13 protein-coding genes are annotated in these 16,777 nt (G+C 60.3%); 7 read left to right on the top strand and 6 right to left on the bottom strand.

Going from position 1 to position 16,777, the window contains the following annotated elements; translation table 11 throughout:
* Positions 1–414 (bottom strand): DUF3301 domain-containing protein, encoded by a 414-nt coding sequence (locus IAI51_RS03325; protein WP_187677187.1) that lies wholly within the window; start codon positions 412–414, stop codon positions 1–3.
* A gap of 116 nt (positions 415–530) precedes the next feature.
* On the opposite strand from IAI51_RS03325, the gene pdxY reads away from it, so the two are divergent.
* Positions 531–1,403, top strand: a complete 873-nt coding sequence (gene pdxY / locus IAI51_RS03320) for a pyridoxal kinase PdxY (protein WP_187677186.1) — start codon at positions 531–533, stop codon at positions 1,401–1,403.
* A 101-nt stretch (positions 1,404–1,504) separates the two neighbouring features.
* Here pdxY and IAI51_RS03315 read toward each other — a convergent pair whose 3' ends face one another.
* Complete coding sequence (locus tag IAI51_RS03315) at positions 1,505–1,987, bottom strand: acyl-CoA thioesterase (protein ID WP_083349923.1); 483 nt, start codon at positions 1,985–1,987, stop codon at positions 1,505–1,507.
* A gap of 280 nt (positions 1,988–2,267) precedes the next feature.
* Between IAI51_RS03315 and IAI51_RS03310 the strand changes: the two genes are divergently transcribed.
* Entirely contained in the window at positions 2,268–4,031 is a 1,764-nt protein-coding gene (locus tag IAI51_RS03310) for a cation:proton antiporter (protein ID WP_187677185.1), read from the top strand.
* Positions 4,032–4,052: 21 nt separating this feature from the next.
* Here the strand turns inward: IAI51_RS03310 and IAI51_RS03305 are convergent, their stop codons facing one another.
* From IAI51_RS03305 to uvrD, 3 genes are all read right to left on the bottom strand, one after another.
* Entirely contained in the window at positions 4,053–4,460 is a 408-nt protein-coding gene (locus tag IAI51_RS03305) for an SMI1/KNR4 family protein (protein ID WP_003187120.1), read from the bottom strand.
* A gap of 138 nt (positions 4,461–4,598) precedes the next feature.
* Positions 4,599–5,474, bottom strand: a complete 876-nt coding sequence (locus IAI51_RS03300) for a Tim44 domain-containing protein (RefSeq protein ID WP_187677184.1) — start codon at positions 5,472–5,474, stop codon at positions 4,599–4,601.
* A gap of 226 nt (positions 5,475–5,700) precedes the next feature.
* Complete coding sequence (uvrD, locus tag IAI51_RS03295; protein ID WP_187677183.1) at positions 5,701–7,884, bottom strand: DNA helicase II; 2,184 nt, start codon at positions 7,882–7,884, stop codon at positions 5,701–5,703.
* Between the two features lie 256 nt (positions 7,885–8,140).
* Between uvrD and IAI51_RS03290 the strand changes: the two genes are divergently transcribed.
* From IAI51_RS03290 to IAI51_RS03280, 3 genes are all read left to right on the top strand, one after another.
* Entirely contained in the window at positions 8,141–11,014 is a 2,874-nt protein-coding gene (locus tag IAI51_RS03290) for a putative bifunctional diguanylate cyclase/phosphodiesterase (protein WP_187677182.1), read from the top strand.
* Between the two features lie 127 nt (positions 11,015–11,141).
* A complete protein-coding gene (gene hexR, locus IAI51_RS03285) occupies positions 11,142–12,008 on the top strand; it encodes a transcriptional regulator HexR (RefSeq protein WP_007962240.1) in 867 nt (288 codons plus the stop codon).
* A gap of 175 nt (positions 12,009–12,183) precedes the next feature.
* A complete protein-coding gene (locus IAI51_RS03280) occupies positions 12,184–12,387 on the top strand; it encodes a PA3496 family putative envelope integrity protein (protein ID WP_187677181.1) in 204 nt (67 codons plus the stop codon).
* Here IAI51_RS03280 and IAI51_RS03275 read toward each other — a convergent pair.
* Complete coding sequence (locus IAI51_RS03275) at positions 12,329–13,291, bottom strand: LysR family transcriptional regulator (protein WP_187677180.1); 963 nt, start codon at positions 13,289–13,291, stop codon at positions 12,329–12,331. The two genes, IAI51_RS03280 and IAI51_RS03275, sit on opposite strands and share 59 nt — an antisense overlap.
* Positions 13,292–13,481: 190 nt before the next feature.
* Between IAI51_RS03275 and IAI51_RS03270 the strand changes: the two genes are divergently transcribed.
* Together IAI51_RS03270 and oadA are read left to right on the top strand one after the other, a co-directional pair.
* Positions 13,482–14,897, top strand: coding sequence for an acetyl-CoA carboxylase biotin carboxylase subunit (locus tag IAI51_RS03270; protein WP_187677179.1), 1,416 nt, complete (start codon positions 13,482–13,484; stop codon positions 14,895–14,897).
* A gap of 11 nt (positions 14,898–14,908) precedes the next feature.
* Positions 14,909–16,717 (top strand): sodium-extruding oxaloacetate decarboxylase subunit alpha, encoded by a 1,809-nt coding sequence (gene oadA / locus IAI51_RS03265; RefSeq protein ID WP_187677178.1) that lies wholly within the window; start codon positions 14,909–14,911, stop codon positions 16,715–16,717.
* Positions 16,718–16,777: the final 60 nt, after the last annotated feature.

Here is a 16,777-nt window from a genome sequence, read left to right as displayed (position 1 = left end):
TCACGGCTTCCACTTGGTATGTTCCTGCCGCCACTGACTGAGCTCGATCACTTCAGCCCGAGGCTTATGCACCTCAACCACTGGCGGCGTGTCGTCGAATGGGGCCGGGTAGGGCGCCAGTTCGATCTGCGCGCTATGGGCGCCGAATTGGGTGATGGTGCCGTTGTGTCGGGTTTCGCCGGTCACGGTGAATTCGAAGTTATAGACCCGCGCCAGGCGTCGCCGACCACTGGCATCCTTGATCAAACCAATTTTCTTCAACGCGACGTTACCGTCCAGCAGCTCGACGCCGACGTTGGTGCAATGCTGTTTGACCCGCTCCAGCGCCCGCTCGCGCAAGCCGTGGTTGTGCCAAAGCCAAGCGCCGGCAGCGGCGAACAGCATCAACACGAAGATGTTTTCGAGGGTCAGCATCAACAAGGGACTCCAAAAGATAGCGTCAGCTTAACTGCGTCGCCGGTCTGTCGTACAGGCTGCGTTTCGTCGCATACTGCGCGGCTTGAATTTCAATCGTTTTACGGAAAACCCGAATGAAACGTACGCCTCATCTGCTCGCCATTCAGTCCCATGTGGTGTTCGGCCACGCCGGTAACAGCGCCGCTGTATTTCCGATGCAGCGGGTCGGGGTGAATGTCTGGCCGCTCAACACCGTGCAGTTTTCCAACCACACCCAGTACGGCCAATGGACCGGCGAAGTGCTGGCGCCGCAACAGATTCCCGAGCTGGTCGAAGGTATTGCGGCCATTGGTGAGCTGGGCAACTGTGACGCGGTGCTATCCGGTTATCTGGGTAACGCAGCGCAGGGCCGGGCGATTCTCAGCGGCGTTGCACGCATCAAGTCGGTCAACCCGAAGGCTCTCTATCTGTGCGACCCGGTGATGGGCCACCCGGAGAAGGGTTGCAGCGTACCGGCTGAGGTCAGTGATTTCTTGCTGGAAGAAGCAGCGGCTGTGGCCGACTTCATGTGCCCGAACCAACTGGAGCTGGACAGCTTTTCCGGGCGCAAGCCGCAATCGCTGTTCGATTGCCTGGCGATGGCGCGGGCGCTGCTGGCGCGCGGACCGAAAGCGGTGCTGGTCAAGCATCTGGACTACCCGGGCAAACCGGCGGAGGCTTTCGAGATGCTGTTGGTGACTGCCGAGGGCAGTTGGCATCTGCGCCGTCCGTTGCTGGCGTTTCCGCGTCAACCGGTGGGTGTGGGCGATCTGACGTCCGGCCTGTTTCTGGCGCGGGTGCTGCTGGGCGACAGTCTGGTAGCCGCGTTCGAGTTCACGGCGGCAGCGGTGCATGAGGTGCTGCTGGAGACTCGGGCGTGTGCCAGTTATGAGCTGCAGTTGGTGCGAGCGCAGGATCGTATTGCGCATCCGCGGGTGAAGTTCGAGGCTACACCGATCAGTCTTTAATCGTTTAAAAGCGAAAAGATCGCAGGCTGCGGCAGCTCCTACAGGGTGGACGTTAATCCTCTGTAGGAGCTGCCGCAGCCTGCGATCTTTTGCTTTTGATCTTAAGCGTCGCCTTTTATTTCCTGATAACGCTTTTCCAGCTCCTGACGAATCTGCCGGCGCTGCTGGGCCTGTATGTAGCGGCGTTTGTCTTCGCTGTTCTGCGGCTGCAGCGGCGGCACTGGAGCCGGTTTACGCTGATCGTCGACCGCGACCATGGTGAAAAAGCAGCTGTTGGTATGGCGCACCGAGCGCTCGCGGATGTTCTCGGTCACCACTTTGATACCGACTTCCATCGAGGTGTTGCCGGTGTAGTTGACCGACGCCAGAAAGGTTACCAGTTCGCCGACATGAATCGGCTCGCGGAAAATCACCTGATCCACCGACAGCGTCACCACGTAGCGGCCGGCATAACGGCTCGCGCAGGCGTAGGCCACTTCGTCGAGGTATTTGAGCAGGGTGCCGCCGTGGACATTGCCAGAGAAGTTGGCCATGTCGGGGGTCATCAGTACCGTCATCGACAGCTGGGCGTTTCCGGGTTCCATAACGTTCTCACGGATCAAGGCGGGTTTGCTGGAAGCACCTCTGCGGGTGCCTGGTCGCTTTTCAAAAGTACCGTTATCGGGACGCCGGGCGACGGACCGCCGTCACGCCGGGATCGATCTGTTTCCTTATATTGCACCGCCTTCCTGCCGGAAGTCGCGGTGTTACCCTGCAAAAGCCCGCCTCAAGGGCAATTCCCACACGAAAAGCGGATTTTTACCCAGCTCGCTCAGACTTTTCTGATGTCTGACTGCGAGCCTCGTCATTCAAGGAGCCCACGCCATGCATGCCATCAGTTTTATTCAGGACCTGGCAGTGATCATGTTGGTCGCGGGTGTGGTGACCGTCCTATTTCATCGCTTCAAGCAACCAGTGGTGCTTGGCTACATCGTCGCCGGGTTTATCATCGGCCCGCACACCCCGCCGTTCGGCCTCATCCACGACGAAGAAACCATCAAGACCCTCGCCGAGCTGGGGGTGATCTTCCTGATGTTCTGCCTTGGCCTGGAGTTCAGCTTGCGCAAGCTGTTCAAGGTCGGTGCCACGGCATTTATCGCGGCGTTCCTCGAAATCGTGCTGATGATCTGGATCGGCTACGAAATCGGCCGCTGGTTCGACTGGAACACTATGGATTCGCTGTTCCTCGGCGCGATCCTGGCGATTTCCTCGACCACCATCATCGTCAAGGCGCTCAACGATCTGAAGATGAAGAACGAGCGCTTCGCGCAGTTGATCTTCGGTGTATTGATCGTCGAGGACATCCTCGGCATCGGCATCATCGCCTTGCTGTCGAGTATCGCGGTCAGCGGCACTGTCAGCTCCGGCGAAGTATTTTCCACGGTTGGCAAGCTGTCGCTGTTCATGATTGTCGCGCTGGTGATTGGCATTCTGCTGGTGCCGCGTCTGTTGGCTTACGTGGCGAAATTCGAAAGCAACGAGATGCTGCTGATCACCGTATTGGGCCTGTGTTTCGGTTTCTGCCTGTTGGTGGTCAAGCTCGAATACAGCATGGTGCTGGGGGCGTTCCTGATTGGCGCGATCATGGCCGAGTCGCGGCAACTGCTGAAGATCGAGCGGCTGATCGAGCCGGTTCGAGACCTGTTCAGTGCAATCTTCTTCGTCGCCATTGGCCTGATGCTCGACCCGATGATTCTCCTGCAATACGCGTGGCCGATCGCGGTGATCACCGTCGCCGTGGTGCTCGGCAAGATTCTGTCCTGCGGCCTTGGTGCCTTTATCGCCGGCAATGACGGACGGACCTCACTGCGGGTAGGGATGGGGCTGTCACAGATTGGCGAATTTTCCTTCATCATCGCCGCGCTGGGCATGACCTTGCAGGTCACCAGCAACTTCCTCTATCCGGTGGCCGTGGCAGTGTCGGTGATCACCACACTGCTGACGCCGTACCTGATTCGCGCGGCGGATCCGCTGTCGATCAAGCTGTCTGCCGCCATGCCCAAGCCTCTCGCACGGGTATTCGGAATGTACGGCGAATGGCTGCGCAGCATCCAGCCGCAAGGCGAGGGCGCCATGCTGGCGTCGATGATCCGGCGGATTCTGTTGCAGGTCGGGGTCAATCTGGCGCTGGTGATTGCGATCTTCTTTGCCGGCGCGTATTTCGCCGAGCGCATCTCGCTGTCGCTGCAAGACTGGATCAGTGATTCGAGCTGGCAGAAGGCGTTGATCTGGGGCGGGGCATTGCTGGTGTCGCTGCCGTTCCTCATCGCCGCCTATCGCAAGCTCAAGGCACTGTCGATGCTGCTGGCGGAAATGGGCGTGAAGCCGGAGATGGCCGGGCGGCACACGCAGCGAGTGCGTCGGGTGATCTCAGAAGTGATCCCGATTCTCTCGCTGCTGGTGATTTTCCTGCTGCTGGCAGCCTTGTCGGCCAGTATCTTGCCGACCAACAAGTTGCTGGTGCTGATCGCCGTGGTCGCGGCCGCCGTGGCGGCGCTGCTCTGGCGATGGTTCATCCGCGTGCACACGCGGATGCAGGTGGCCTTGCTGGAAACCCTCGACAACCACAAGGAGTCGTCGGGCCACTGACCAACCGGGGCGTTTGGCCGATCAGCTTTCCAGCCAGACGTCCCGCGCCCAGTGCCACACCGACTCCCAGGTTTCTTCGGCAATCAGTTCTTCTTCGGCCTGCCACAGCACCACGGTGCCGTCTTCTTCGACGCAGTAGTAGTCGTCGCCGTCCTGGCAAATTGGGATCAGGCTGCGATCCACGCCGGCATCCCAAGCGTTGGCGGCGACATCCGGCAAGTAGGTGTGCGATTGCGGGTCGGTGACAGTCACCGGTTCCAGGCTGCCGTAAACCACGTCGCTGACCGTCAGCAAAAACTCTCTGAAGACAAACGGAATGTCGATGAACAGCTGTTCTTCGATTTCGACCAGCAAGTCTTCGTCAGGCAACTCCAATGGAACCGGTACGGGTTCGTTGGCTTCGCGCAGTTGTTCGATGATTTCTTCCACGTCCGGGATCCTCTTGCTTGAATGGCGCGGTTTATATGGGCCGGTTTATACAGTAGCTCGCTATAGATGCAACCGCGAAATAGAAAAACCCCGGACAAGTCCGGGGTTTTCGTTACCGCATGCTTAAGGCAGAGGGTATCAGCCGTTCTGGCGGATACCAGCCACCAGCCAAGGCTGGTTGTCGCCCTGCGGACGTTCCATGTTCCAGCTTTCGCTGAACACTTCGCCCTGGTCGAAACGCGAAGTCTTCGACACGCCGCTGAAGGTCAGGGTGGCGATGGTCTTGTCCGCACGGTCATCCACGCCATCCAGTTGCACCTGGAGATTGTCGATGTAGGTCGACTGGAAAGCGTCGCCCAGATCCGCACGCTCACGCTTGAGGAATTCAAGCATTTGCGGGGTCACGAACTCGGCGATCTTGTCCATTTCGTTGGCGTCCCAGTGCTGCTGCAGCGACTGGAAGTGGCTACGGGCTGCTTCAAGGAAGTTCTGTTCGTTGAACCAGGCCGGTGCGTTGATTACCGGACGGGCGGCGGCAGGTGCAGCCGAACCACCGAAGATCGAACCCATGCCGGCAGGCTTTTGTTCGAACACTTCACGCTGCATTGGCGCGCCGGCCGGAGCCAGTTGCTCCTGCTGCTTGCGACGACGAGCGGCGATGAAGCGGAAGATCACGAACGCGATCACGGCCATGATCAGGATGTCGAAGATCTGCATACCCTGGAAGCCGCCGCCCATGAACATGGAAGCGAGCAGACCACCGGCGGCGATGCCGGCCAGAGGGCCGAGCCATTTCGAAGCGCCGCCAGCCTTGGCAGCAGCGCCCGCGGCACCGGCAGCACCAGCGGTCGCTGCAGCGCCGCCCACGCCTGGGGAAGAAGGAGCCATCTGGCTGGTCTGGTGCGTCGGCGCAGCGCCGGCGCTTTTGCCACCACCAAAGCGCTTGGCGTTGGCGTCGAGGCTCATCGTCAGGCCGATGCACAACGCCATGGCGATGCTAAGAAAACGTTTCATAAAGGGAATTCCCGTTTGTGGAGACACGCGCGCCATGTTGCACAGCTGAACTGTTGCTGGCTAGCGAGAGAGTGTTTCGGGCTTTTGCCTGACAGGTTACGTTCAGCTCGGTCGCGGCAATAAGGCCATGTACTTTTGGCTGTAGGAAAAGTCGATAGGTTCAGAAAGAAATCGATCCCTGTGGGAGCGAGTAGGCTCGCTCCCACATTTGTTCTACGCGTGAACGTCAGATCGCTTCCAGCTTCGCGTAACCCAGCATCAGCCACTTGCTGCCTTCGCTGAAGTTCACCTGCACCCGAGCCTGGGCCCCGGCGCCTTCGAAGTTGAGGATCACGCCCTCGCCAAAGATCGAGTGACGCACAGCCTGACCCAGGCTGAAGCCGGTTTCCGGAATCTCGCTGCCGCTGAACAGGTTGCTGCCGCTCATCGACTGGTTGCCGCCGAATGGTCGGCTGACGCTGTTCGACAGGCGCACTTCCTGAATCAGGCCTTTCGGCACTTCACGTACGAAACGCGAGACCTTGTTGTAGGTCTCGCTGCCGTACAGGCGTCGGGTTTCTGCATAGGTCATCACCAGATTCTGCATCGCCCGGGTGATGCCGACGTAGGCCAGGCGCCGTTCTTCTTCAAGACGCCCCGGCTCTTCCAGGCTCATCTTGTGCGGGAACAAGCCTTCTTCCATGCCCACCAGGAACACGTAAGGGAATTCCAGGCCTTTGGCGCTGTGCAGGGTCATCAGCTGAATGCTGTCTTCGTGTTCGTCGGCCTGAGTGTCGCCGGCCTCCAGCGAAGCGTGGCCGAGGAATGCCGCCAGTGGCGTCAGTTCTTCGTCTTCTTCGGTGTTCTCGAAGTTGCGTGCGGCGCTGACCAGTTCCTCAAGGTTTTCTACCCGAGCCTGGCCCTTCTCGCCTTTTTCCGCTTCGTGGTAGGCGATCAGGCCGGACTGCTCGATGACGGTTTGCGTCATCAAATGCAGCGGCATCTCCATGCACTTGGCAGCGAGGTTTTCGATCAGCTCGATAAACGCGCCGAGTGCACCGGCCGCGCGACCGGTCAGGCCTTTATTGGCGACGAGTTGGCGCATGGCTTCCCACATCGATACATCGCTGTGGCGTGCATGCTCGCGAATGGCTTCGACGGTTTTCTCACCGATGCCGCGCGCCGGGACGTTGATCACCCGCTCCAGTGCCGCATCGTTGCCGCGACCTTCGAGCAAGCGCAGGTACGCCATGGCGTTCTTGATTTCCGCCCGCTCGAAGAAGCGCTGGCCGCCATAGATGCGGTACGGAATGCGCTCGCGCAGCAAGGCTTCTTCCAAAACGCGGGATTGGGCGTTGGAGCGGTACAGAATCGCGATATCGCTGCGAGCCAAGCCGGTTTTCAGCGCGCTTTCGATGGTTTCGACAACGTAGCGTGCTTCGTCGTGTTCGTTGAACGCGGCGTACAGGTTGATCGCCTCGCCGTCGCCGCCGTCGGTCCACAGCTCCTTGCCGAGACGGCCGGTGTTGTTGGCGATCAGGGCGTTGGCCGCTTTGAGGATGCCGGCGGTGGAGCGGTAGTTCTGCTCCAGACGGATGGTCTCGGCGTCCGGGAAGTCGGACGAGTACTGATGAATGTTCTCGATTTTCGCGCCACGCCAGCCGTAGATCGACTGGTCGTCGTCGCCGACCACCATCAGGCTGTCGCCACCCTTGCCGAGCAAGCGCAACCAGGCGTACTGCACGGCGTTGGTGTCCTGGAACTCGTCCACCAGAATGTGCCGGAAGCGTTTCTGATAGTGCGCCAGCAGGCCCGGGTGATCACGCCACAAATCGAGGGCGCGCAGCAGCAGTTCGGAGAAGTCGATAACGCCCGCGCGCAGGCAGGCAGCCTCGTAAGCTTCATAAATGCCGCGCATGGTGGCCAGGTACAAGTCGCCGCTGGCCTGAATGTGTTGCGGACGCAGGCCTTCGTCTTTCTGTCCGTTGATGAACCACTGGGCCTGACGGGCCGGCCAGCGTTGCTCGTCCAGGCCCAGCTCGCGGATTACCCGCTTGACCAGCCGTTGCTGGTCATCGCTGTCGAGAATCTGGAAAGTCTGGCTCAAGCCCGCTTCCTGCCAGTGCGCCCGCAACAAGCGGTGCGCCAGGCCGTGGAAGGTGCCGACCCACATGCCGGCCGGGTTGAGGCCCAGCAACTGCTCGATGCGGTGACGCATCTCGGCAGCAGCCTTGTTGGTGAAGGTCACCGACAAAATGGAGTGGGGCGAGGCGTTTTCGACCTGGATCAACCAGGCGATACGGTGCACCAGCACTCGGGTTTTACCGGAGCCAGCACCGGCCAGGACCAACTGACGGCCAACGGGGGCTGCTACGGCCTGGCGTTGGGCATCGTTGAGGGAGTTCAGCAGAAGGGAGAGATCATCGCGCATCGGGGCATTCTAGGGTGCGCCGCAGGCCCGGGCAAACCGAGCTTTGCATTAGCCGATGAAACTGCTGCCGATGACGACCGGTCGGTCACTGGCTACAAGCGTCAGCCCGTCTCGCTTTGCGGGTTTTGTCGGTGCCACGGGGGCGAAAAGTTTCGCTGAAATTATGATCCGGGGCAGTTTGGCAAAGGGGTTGGCTTGTGTATGCTCCGTTCACGTTTCGGGCGCACGCCCCCTTATAAGAACAAGAACGTTGCCCATGACCCTCAGCGCCGAACTGTCGGGCCCCTCTGTGGAACCCCGGGTTATCCGCAAGCACTATGCAGTCGAAATGGCAGTCGAGCGCACGCGCCTGCTCTATCAGGGCTCCTTGTTGCCCACCCTTTTCATGTTGATCAATGGTCTGGTCTGCGCCGGTTTGCTCTGGAGCCCGCAGCGCTACTTCGTGGTCAGCGTCTGGCTGGTGTGGCTGTTGTCGCTGGTGGCGCTACGGGTGATTCAGGTCGCGGCGTTCGATTCGGCGATCCCTGATCGTCAGGCCCAGCCGATCTGGTTCCGCATGTTTCTGATCGGTTCGACCATGACCGGGTTGACCCTGGCCGGAGCCGGCATCGCCCTCGTGCCCGCCGACAACTTTATGCAGCAGGCCTGGGTGTTCGGCCTGATCGGCGCGGCGACCCTGTCGGCCAGCGTCGCCTATGCGGTGAGCCTGCCGGCGTTTCTGTCCTTTACCTTACCGTGCCTGCTGCCGGCGATTGGCTTTCTGTTCTGGGGCGGTGATGACATGGCGCGGGGCTGGGGCTGGCTCGGGTTGATCCTGTTGGGCTCGCTGAGTGTGGTGGCGTGGCAGGTCAATCGGCTGATTGATCGTGGCTTGTTACGGCGCTTTCAGAATCAGCACCTGATCGAACACCTGCAACAGACGCAAGCTCGCAGCGAGCAGCTCAATCAGGAACTGGCCAAGGAAATCGAACACCGTCGCTGTGCCGAGGGCAAATTGCGCGAAGCCCAGGTTGAGCTGGAAGACCGCGTTGCCCTGCGCAGCCGCGAACTGGACGCGGCCAATCAGGCCTTGAGCAAAAGCGAGGCGCGTCTGGCGCTGGCGTTGAAGGCCAGTGAGTTGGGCCTGTGGGACTGGAACCTGCAAACCGACGAAGTCCATCACACGCAGATTCAGGAGTTAGTCGGCCTTGCCCCGGGATACGTCACGGCCATCCTGCGCGACCTCAAGCCCCGTCTGCACCCGGAAGACCTGCCGTCGCTCAAGCACGCGCTGATAGAGCATTTGAAGGGCCGCACCGAGGACTATCAGATCGAATACCGCGTGCGTCACGGCGATGGCCATTGGGTGTGGATCGAAGACCGTGGCCGCGCCGTGGAGCGCAGCGACAGCGGGCGGGTGATCCGCATGCTCGGCACGCGGCGCGACATCAGCGCCAGCAAGCATCTGGAGGAGCAGCAGCGATTGGCGGCGACGGTGTTTGAAGCTGCCAGCGAAGGCATCGTGATTCTCGACCCGAACTACGCATTGATCGCGATCAACCAGGCCTTCAGCCGCGTGACGGGTTATGACATCGACGACATGCTCGGGCGCAACGTCGTCGAGCTGCCGTGCAGTCGCGATGCCCGCCGCCATTACGTCGCGATCCGCCATGCGCTGGAGCAGCACGGCAGTTGGCAGGGCGAACTGGTGGAAACCCGCAAGAACGGTGAGCTGTATCCGCAGTGGCTGCAACTCAACGCGGTGCGCGATAGTCGGGGAAATGTCAGCCATATCGTCGGCTTCTTCGCCGATCTGTCGGCGCGACGCGAATCCGAAGAGCGCATGCGCTATCTGACCCATTACGACGAACTGACCGGGCTGGCGAACCGCTCGCTGTTCCGCGAACGCCTGCACGAGGCGCATCAACGGGTGCGGCAGGGCGGGCGGCGCAGCCTGGCGTTGCTGCACATCAATCTCGATCGCTTCAAACTGCTTAACGACAGCCTCGGCCATGAAGTCGCTGACCAGTTGTTGCAGAAAATGGCCCGGCGGCTGGTCAACGCCTTACCGGAAGCCGACACCATCGCCCGGCTGTCCGGTGACGAATTTGCGGTGTTGTTCGATGCTTACGGCAACCTGTCGAGTCTGGCCCGCGTCGCCACACGACTGTCGACCAAGCTGCGTCTGCCGCTGACGGTCGAAGGGCATGAGTTAGTGGTCAGCGCTTCAATGGGCATCAGCATGTTGCCCGATAACGCCCGGGAGATTTCCGCGCTGGTCAGTCAATCGAACATGGCCATGCAACATGCCAAACACTTGGGCGGCAACAACTTCCAGTTCTACACCGAGAGCTTGCAGGCCAGCACGCTTGAGCGTTTGCAGCTGGAAAACCAGCTGCGCAAAGCCATCGATGAGAAGCAATTGAAGGTGTTTTATCAGCCGAAGCTGTGCCTGGAAACCGGGCGCCTGAATGCGGCGGAGGCGCTGGTGCGCTGGGATCATCCAACGATGGGCCGAGTGCCGCCGGGGGACTTCATCGGGCTGGCCGAGGAAACCGGTCTGATCGGCCCTATCGGCGAATTCGTATTGCGTCAGGCCTGCTGGCAGGCATGCGAATGGCAGCGTCAGGGGCTGGCGCCGATCCGTGTTTCGGTGAACCTGTCGGTGCATCAGTTGCGCCAAGGCAAACTGGTCAGTCTGGTGCGCCAGGTGCTGGAGGAAACCGGCCTGGCGCCGCACTACCTTGAGCTGGAACTGACCGAAAGCCAGTTGCTCGACAGCGTTGAGCACATCATTGCGACCTTCCAGCAACTGCGCGATCTGGGCGTGAAGCTTGCCATCGACGATTTTGGCACCGGCTATTCGTCATTGAGTTATCTCAAGCGGATTCCGGTGGATTACGTGAAGATCGATCAGGCGTTCATTCGCGGTTTGGGCGAGGGCAGTGAAGATGCGGCGATCACCCGCGCGATCATTGCCATGGCCCATGGACTGTCGCTGAAAGTAGTGGCCGAAGGCGTCGAACGGCACGAGCAGCTGGAATTTTTGCGCGCAGAGCGATGCGATGAAGTGCAGGGCTATCTGATCAGTCGACCGGTGGAGGCCGCCGGTCTGGCCGGGCTTTTGCGCCAACAGGGAAATCCGCTTTAAGGGCTACATGCACCCCATCGCGCCTGATATGGGGACATGGAGTTACGCATTGAGCAGGCAAAAAGCCAATTCATGTAGTATAACTACAAGCTTGCTACATCCCCGACCATAACAAGAGTCCAGCCCCTTGAATCTGCTGCAACACATCGCCCAGTCACGTCACCTGTTACGCAAGTCGGAGCTCAAGGTCGCCGACCACGTGCTGCTTGACCCTGCGGCAGTGATGCACAGTTCCATGGCTGACCTGGCGCACAGCGTCGGCATCAGTGAGCCGACCATCGTGCGCTTCTGTCGCGCCATCGGTTGTTCCGGTTTTCAGGATCTGAAACTGAAACTGGCGCAGAGCCTGGCCGCCGGTGCCAGCTTCGGCCAGTTCGCGATCCATGAAGACGACTCGGTCGCCGATTACAGCCTGAAAATTTTCGATACGACCCTGCACACCCTGATGGAGGTTCGCGAGAAGCTCGATCCGGTGGAGTTGCAGCGCGCGGTGACGCTGATGTCCCAGGCGCAGCGTGTCGAGTTCTACGGCTTCGGCGCGTCGGGCGCGGTGGCGGCGGATGCCCAGCACAAGTTCTTCCGTTTGCTGCTGACCGCAGCGGCGTATTCCGATCCGCACATGCAGGCGATGTCGGCAGTGACGCTGAAACCGACCGACGTGGCGATCTGCATTTCCCAGTCCGGGCGTTCGAAAGATCTGCTGATCACTGCCAATCTGGTGCGTGAGAGCGGTGCATCGCTGATCACCCTGTGCCCGAGCCAGACGCCGTTGGCGGAACTGTCGACGGTCAACCTTGCCATCGATGTTCACGAAGACACTGAAATCTATACGCCGCTGACGTCGCGCATTGCGCATCTGGTGGTGATTGACGTGCTGGCGATGGGCGTGGCGATGGCGCGCGGGCCGAGTCTGGTCAACCATCTCAAGAGTGTGAAACGCAGTTTGCGTAGCTTGCGGTTGTCGCCCAAAGCCGTAAAAGCCCTCGACGACTAAGATCAAAAGATCGCAGCCTTCGGCAGCTCCTACAGAGATCGGTGTAGGAGCTGCCGAAGGCTGCGATCTTTTGCTTTTCGATGGAAATTTTCATCGGACTGTCATCCAGCCGCCGCCAAACCGTCATCCCCCACGCCTATCGTGAAACTCCCGTAAACGCCTTGGGAGACTCGAAATGGCTCAGCCTTACGAAGAACGCAACAGCGCCGCGAAAACCCGTCGTCAGCAGGAAGACCAGCGCCGCATGGAGTTTCGCCGCGCGATCGAAGATCGCTTCGAACTCCGTCAGCTTCAGGCCGAAATCGGCGACTTTCCCGAGATCAATCACTGGCAGGCAGCACCGGCAGCTTCCCGTCGAAGCGCTCAACCAGCGCACTGATCTGCACGCGCTCGCTGCGGATAAACGCCAGGAAGGCGTGCGCCACCGGTGACAGTCGTTTCGCTTTGGCTTGCACCAGGCACCAGCTACGGAACAGCGGCAACTCTTCGACCGGTAACTCGACCAGGCCGCCGGTCGCCAGCTCCAGGTTCAGGGCGTGGCGCGTCAACAGCGCCAGGCCCAGACCCGCCACCACGCATTCGCGCTGAGCTTCGGCCGAGGCCACTTCCTGGGTCTGGGTGAAGTGCACGCGTTTCTCTTTGAAGTATTCCTCGCAGGCCAGTCGCGTGCCCGAACCGGGTTCGCGGATCAGCAACGTATACGGTTCAAGATCCTGCAAACGCAGCGGCCCCATATGCGCCAACGGATGATCCGGGCGCGCCGTGGCCACGATGGGGTTGTTCAAGAACGGCAGAAATTCCAGGCCCATGTCCTGCGGCACCATCGACATGATCACCAGATCGTCACGGTTGTCCGAGAGACGCCGGATCACCTGGCCGCGGTTGACCACGGTCAGTTGCAGATTCACTTCCGGATGTTGGCGCTTGAACGCCGCGAACAGGTGCGGCACGAAATACTTGGCGCTCGATTCCACCGCCAGTTTCAGTTGGCCCTGCAGCGATCCCTGCATGTCCGACAGCTGCATATCGAGGTTTTCCAAGCGCCCGAAAATGTCTCGACTGGCACGTTGAAGGGCTTCGGCAGCTTCGGTCATGTAGAGTTTTTTGCCGACGTAATCGAACAATGGCTGCCCGATCAGCTCTTCCAACTGACGAATCTGTAGGCTGACGGCCGGTTGTGTGAGAGACATTTCATCGGCTGCGCGGCTATAAGAACGTAAATCGCAAACCTCGTTGAAGATCTGCAACTGACGCAATGTCATACGCATCAAGGACTTACGCATTTTCTACACGCTCTGAACGCTAGATGATGCGCTGACTATAAGTCTTTACTTATGGCTAACCCAATTTTTATTCATTTTTGTTAATCCCTTGTGGGCGCTAGTGTGGGGTCGCGACTAAATTGAAACATTTGGTCACGCGTCGACCTGGGTCTAGCAGGTCGTGGTGCCACCGGCTCAAGGGAACCTCCAAGTGATAACAAAGATCCTGATCGCCAACCGTGGTGAGATTGCCGTACGAATCGTGCGAGCCTGCGCCGAGATGGGCATTCGCTCGGTTGCGATTTTTTCCGACGCCGACCGGCATGCGTTGCATGTGAAGCGTGCGGACGAGGCCCACAGCATCGGTGCCGAGCCACTGGCCGGTTACCTCAACCCGCGCAAGCTGGTGAACCTGGCCGTGGAAACCGGCTGTGATGCACTGCACCCCGGTTACGGTTTCCTCTCGGAAAACGCCGAACTGGCCGACATCTGCGCCGAACGCGGAATCAAATTCATTGGCCCGTCGGCAGAAGTCATTCGCCGCATGGGCGACAAGACCGAAGCGCGCCGCAGCATGATCAAGGCCGGCGTGCCGGTCACGCCGGGCACTGAAGGCAACGTCGCAGGCATCGAAGAAGCGCTGATCGAGGGTGACCGCATCGGTTACCCGGTGATGCTCAAAGCCACTTCCGGTGGTGGCGGTCGCGGTATCCGTCGCTGCAACAGCCGCGAAGAGCTCGAACAGAATTTCCCTCGCGTTATCTCTGAGGCCACCAAGGCCTTCGGCTCGGCGGAAGTGTTCCTCGAAAAATGCATCGTCAATCCCAAGCACATCGAAGCGCAGATCCTCGGCGACAGCTTTGGCAACGTCGTGCACCTGTTTGAGCGTGACTGCTCGATCCAGCGTCGCAACCAGAAGCTGATCGAAATCGCGCCGAGCCCGCAACTGACCCCGGAACAGCGCGCCTACATCGGCGACCTGTCGGTGCGTGCGGCCAAGGCTGTCGGTTACGAGAACGCCGGCACCGTGGAGTTCCTGCTCGCCGAGGGCGAGGTGTACTTCATGGAGATGAACACCCGGGTGCAGGTGGAACACACCATCACTGAAGAAATCACCGGGATCGACATCGTCCGCGAACAGATCCGCATCGCCTCCGGCCTGCCGCTGTCGGTGAAGCAGGAAGACATCCAGCACCGTGGTTTCGCGTTGCAGTTCCGCATCAACGCCGAAGACCCGAAAAACAACTTCCTGCCGAGCTTCGGCAAGATCACCCGTTACTACGCCCCCGGTGGCCCGGGCGTGCGAACTGACACGGCGATCTACACCGGTTACACCATCCCGCCGTTCTACGACTCGATGTGCCTGAAACTGGTGGTCTGGGCGCTGACTTGGGAAGAGGCCATGGATCGTGGCCTGCGCGCCCTCGACGACATGCGTCTGCAAGGTGTGAAAACCACCGCCGCGTACTACCAGGAAATCCTGCGCAACCCGGAATTCCGTAGCGGCCAGTTCAATACCAGCTTCGTTGAAAGCCACCCTGAACTGACCAACTACTCGATCAAGCGCAAACCCGAAGAGCTGGCCCTGGCCATCGCTGCCGCCATCGCCGCCCACGCAGGCCTGTGAGGAATAGAACAATGACTAAAAAGATTTTTGTAACCGACACCATCCTGCGCGACGCCCACCAATCGCTGCTCGCCACCCGCATGCGCACCGAAGACATGCTGCCGATCTGCGACAAGCTCGACAAAGTCGGCTACTGGTCGCTGGAATGCTGGGGCGGCGCGACGTTCGACGCCTGCGTACGTTTCCTGAAGGAAGACCCGTGGGAACGTCTGCGCCAACTGCGCGCCGCGTTGCCTAACACGCGTCTGCAAATGCTCCTGCGTGGCCAGAACCTGCTGGGCTACCGCCACTACAGCGACGATGTGGTCAGAGCCTTCGTCGCTAAAGCCGCCGTTAATGGCATCGACGTGTTCCGCATCTTCGACGCCATGAACGATGTGCGTAACCTGCGCGTGGCCATCGAAGCGGTGAAAGCGGCGGGCAAACACGCCCAAGGCACCATCGCCTACACCACCAGCCCGGTGCACACCATCGACGCCTTCGTGGCGCAAGCCAAACAAATGGAAGCCATGGGTTGCGACTCGGTGGCGATCAAGGACATGGCCGGCCTGTTGACCCCGTACGCCACTGGCGAACTGGTCCGCGCGCTGAAAGCCGAGCAGTCGCTGCCGGTGTTCATCCACTCCCACGACACGGCCGGTCTGGCGACCATGTGTCAGCTCAAGGCCATCGAAAACGGCGCCGACCACATCGACACCGCGATCTCCAGCTTCGCCTCGGGCACCAGCCACCCGGGCACCGAATCGATGGTCGCCGCCCTTAAAGGCACCGAGTACGACACCGGTCTGAACCTGGAGCTGCTGCAAGAAATCGGCCTGTACTTCTACGCCGTGCGCAAGAAGTACCACCAGTTTGAAAGCGAATTCACCGCCGTCGATACCCGTGTGCAAGTCAACCAGGTGCCGGGCGGGATGATCTCCAACCTCGCCAACCAGTTGAAAGAGCAGGGCGCGCTGAACCGCATGGCCGAAGTGCTGGCGGAAATTCCGCGAGTACGTGAAGACCTCGGCTTCCCGCCACTGGTGACCCCTACCTCGCAGATCGTCGGCACCCAGGCGTTCTTCAACGTCCTGGCCGGCGAGCGCTACAAGACCATCACCAACGAAGTGAAGCTCTATCTGCAGGGTGGTTACGGCAAGGCACCGGGCGTGGTCGACGAGAAGCTGCGTCGTCAGGCCATCGGCAGCGAAGAAGTCATCGACGTGCGCCCGGCCGATCTGCTCAAGCCGGAAATGACCAAGTTGCGTGCCGACATCGGTGCTCTGGCCAAGTCCGAAGAAGACGTGCTGACCTTCGCCATGTTCCCGGACATCGGCCGCAAGTTCCTTGAAGAACGTGCCGCCGGCACCCTCACGCCGGAAGTGCTGCTGCCGATTCCAGAGCCAGGCAGTGTCGCGTCGGCGGGCGGTGCGGGTGTGCCAACCGAGTTCGTCATCGACGTTCATGGCGAAACCTACCGCGTCGATATCACCGGTGTTGGCGTGAAGGCTGAAGGCAAGCGTCACTTCTACCTGTCCATCGACGGCATGCCGGAAGAAGTGGTGTTCGAACCGCTCAACGAATTCGTCAGCGGTGGCAGCAGCAAGCGCAAGCAGGCCTCTGCACCGGGCCACGTCAGCACCACCATGCCGGGCAACATCGTCGATGTGCTGGTCAAGGAAGGCGACACCGTCAAGGCTGGCCAGGCTGTGCTGATCACTGAAGCCATGAAGATGGAAACCGAAGTGCAGGCGGCCATCGCCGGTAAGGTCACCGCCATTCATGTCGCCAAGGGCGACCGGGTGAATCCGGGCGAAATCCTGATCGAGATCGAAGGCTGAGATAACGGCCACGATTCAACGCTTTAAACCTCGGGGGGGCATGTGCTCCCCTTTTTTTCG

This window comes from Pseudomonas sp. N40(2020), assembly GCF_014472415.1.
In the GTDB taxonomy this organism is placed as follows: Bacteria; Pseudomonadota; Gammaproteobacteria; order Pseudomonadales; family Pseudomonadaceae; genus Aquipseudomonas.
The sequence above is the reverse complement of the archived record's forward strand: the minus strand, read 5'-3'. Positions and strand labels throughout refer to the sequence as shown.

Coding starts and splice junctions, on each gene's coding strand:
- IAI51_RS03325 (WP_187677187.1), bottom strand. CDS start 414: ATGCTGACCCTCGAAAACATCTTCGTGTTGATGCTGTTCGCCGCTGCC.
- pdxY (WP_187677186.1), top strand. CDS start 531: ATGAAACGTACGCCTCATCTGCTCGCCATTCAGTCCCATGTGGTGTTC.
- IAI51_RS03315 (WP_083349923.1), bottom strand. CDS start 1,987: ATGGAACCCGGAAACGCCCAGCTGTCGATGACGGTACTGATGACCCCC.
- IAI51_RS03310 (WP_187677185.1), top strand. CDS start 2,268: ATGCATGCCATCAGTTTTATTCAGGACCTGGCAGTGATCATGTTGGTC.
- IAI51_RS03300 (WP_187677184.1), bottom strand. CDS start 5,474: ATGAAACGTTTTCTTAGCATCGCCATGGCGTTGTGCATCGGCCTGACG.
- uvrD (WP_187677183.1), bottom strand. CDS start 7,884: ATGCGCGATGATCTCTCCCTTCTGCTGAACTCCCTCAACGATGCCCAA.
- IAI51_RS03290 (WP_187677182.1), top strand. CDS start 8,141: ATGACCCTCAGCGCCGAACTGTCGGGCCCCTCTGTGGAACCCCGGGTT.
- IAI51_RS03280 (WP_187677181.1), top strand. CDS start 12,184: ATGGCTCAGCCTTACGAAGAACGCAACAGCGCCGCGAAAACCCGTCGT.
- IAI51_RS03275 (WP_187677180.1), bottom strand. CDS start 13,291: ATGCGTAAGTCCTTGATGCGTATGACATTGCGTCAGTTGCAGATCTTC.
- oadA (WP_187677178.1), top strand. CDS start 14,909: ATGACTAAAAAGATTTTTGTAACCGACACCATCCTGCGCGACGCCCAC.